Origin of the sequence: methanotrophic endosymbiont of Bathymodiolus puteoserpentis (Logatchev), assembly GCF_900128525.1 — a bacterium.
Taxonomy (GTDB): domain Bacteria; phylum Pseudomonadota; class Gammaproteobacteria; order Methylococcales; family Methylomonadaceae; genus Methyloprofundus.
Genome location: NZ_FQTQ01000130.1, coordinates 1 through 2,148, shown reverse-complemented (window position 1 = coordinate 2,148; position 2,148 = coordinate 1). Strand labels below are relative to the sequence as shown.

At 37.5% G+C, this 2,148-nt stretch carries 3 protein-coding genes; 1 reads left to right on the top strand and 2 read right to left on the bottom strand.

The features are described 5' to 3' along the window. The coding region (locus BQ7314_RS15670) for a hypothetical protein (RefSeq protein ID WP_217423841.1) at positions 1-232 on the top strand (232 nt) is incomplete at its 5' end. A gap of 9 nt (positions 233-241) precedes the next feature. On the opposite strand, the gene BQ7314_RS10575 is transcribed toward BQ7314_RS15670, so the two are convergent. Together BQ7314_RS10575 and tnpB are read right to left on the bottom strand one after the other, a co-directional pair. Continuing rightward, positions 242-1,342 (bottom strand): hypothetical protein, encoded by a 1,101-nt coding sequence (locus BQ7314_RS10575; RefSeq protein WP_174483663.1) that lies wholly within the window; start codon positions 1,340-1,342, stop codon positions 242-244. Positions 1,343-1,874: 532 nt separating this feature from the next. Then, positions 1,875-2,018 carry an IS66 family insertion sequence element accessory protein TnpB gene (gene tnpB / locus BQ7314_RS16125; RefSeq protein WP_425356647.1) on the bottom strand — a complete coding sequence of 48 codons (144 nt, stop codon included), beginning with the start codon at positions 2,016-2,018 and terminating at the stop codon, positions 1,875-1,877. Positions 2,019-2,148: the final 130 nt, after the last annotated feature.

Sequence of the window (2,148 nt, the reverse complement as noted above, 5' to 3'; positions counted from 1 at the left end):
TGATTCGAAAGGGACAGTTGTCCGAGGAAAATATGCCTGCTTACAAGCAATTTATGGCTTTAGCAGGATAGTTATGCCTGAAGACAAGGCGCTCTTCGCTTTCACTAGTTCTTGCGACAGAACCATTGCGACAGACCCCCCTTTAATGAGCACAAGAATGGTTGAGAGTAGCCCATTACCCATATTTATAATATGGGTAATGGGCGTAAAAATATGGGCTTGCAGGATTTAGGTAACATTATTATTCAGACGGGGTATTCTCAGAAGATTTCCATATAGTACTATCTCGTCCATACTTTACAAATTCACCAGTATCTCGGTTTACGTAAATAAAGCCGTCAATAACGTCACTTTCACCATCTTTTCCAAGCTTTTTTATTACTTTTGATGCAAATAAACCTAAATCATTGCCTACTACTAAATAGACTGGTAATCCTCCTAATGCACTTTTGGCTAATTTAAGTAGGTTGATTGTTGCTTGCATTTCCTCATCTTCATCTCTGACAGGGATTCCGTTTTCATCTTCTACACCCTCAGTAAGCCACCAAGTACGCCACTCCTCAGGCTCATTCCGATCGTTGTAGGTTATTGATAAACCACTTTTAGGTACGCCTATTACAATACAAAATTCAGCCATTCTAGGATAACCGATACTCATATCACGTTCGTGATTAAACTCTCCTTCTCCATTGTCTGTTAGTAAGTCCATGCGGTTTGCGCCATGTGCTACGATTGCGGCGTAAGGTATACCTGTATTACAAGGTAAAAGGTAATCGAATGTTTTGTGCTTACTTACCCATTCAAAGCCAGCAACAGGGGCTTTAACTTCTAGTGCTGGTATCATTATCTCAGCACGTCTTCTAGCTTCTGCTGCTGCTGCTTCTTTCTCTCTTTTAACTTGTAATTTACGATTAAATATTAGTTCTTTTAATTTAAAAGGATACCTATACATCACATAAGATTCATTAACTAGTATTTGCGTTTCTGTAGCATTACCAGAACTTACTTGTATTTTAGTTTGTTGTTCGTATATGCTATTAAACCAATCCATTAATTTGCTATAGGTACTGGTATGCATTATTGGATTATTTTTACTAACATCTGCTTTTGCGTAGAGAATAAATCTTTTTTTACGCAACTCATAGCTGTAATTAGGGTCTTGCGGTGTTCTATCCTTATGCTCTTTTTCCATTTCTTGTCTACCTCTAGCATAGTTATCACCTTTTACGTCTTTCCAAATTTGAGCCCAAGTAGCCATAGACTCTTCCCAAGATCTTGCATGTACCTGCCCTGATAGTAGTAGGAATATTAAGGGTATTAATTTTAGTTTAGATTGTTTCATTTTATTAACTCATTAAATGTAGTCGGTGTATATGTGAGAAAACTTATCTATTAATATTGCTTTTCTCTGTACCAATACCTTCGCCAAAATGAAAATTAACCCATTTTGGCAAGTTTTTAAGTGTGTAAGTGATTGATTCGCATAGATCGAAAAAGGCTATTTTGAGCTTAAATCAAAATTGGCGAAGGTATTGCTGTACATGACAAAAATAGAAAAAGTTGATATAGTTCATTGAAATGTAATTAAAGATCGTATTTTTTTGACGAACATAAGTTACGGGCAATTACAAATCAACGAGGTAACAACCATCTTAAATGAACACTTCCAATAGAACAAGGAAAAAAGGAGCTGTTTTGTCGTAAGTATTCAGACCCCCCTTGCAAATTTCACCAATTTTTCATCCCCGAAACGAACTATCAATAGCTTGGAATAGTTTTTGGGCTAAAATCTCAATTTTTTGGTGGGGGCTCTGAATACTTACCTTTCACCTGCGGGGAGTCGCTATTTTTGAGAAATCTTGTTTCGGTGTTTTTCAAGATAGTTTTGTAACCGTCGGCCAATGAAACTTGCCCTTATCCAAGCGCCGATAATACAACCAAAACCCATTACACTCCCAATACAGGATTTTAAGCTTATCGCGAGAGCGATTACAAAAAACAAAAACACTACCGGCAATAGGGGGTTCTGTCGCAAGAACTAGTGAAAGCGAAGAGCGCCTTGTCTTCAGGCATAACTATCCTGCTAAAGCCATAAATTGCTTGTAAGCAGGCATATTTTCCTCGGACAACTGTCCCTTTCGAATCATA

Excerpts from the sequence above, each read along its gene's own strand:
- BQ7314_RS10575 (WP_174483663.1), bottom strand. The coding sequence starts at position 1,342 with ATGAAACAATCTAAACTAAAATTAATACCCTTAATATTCCTACTACTA.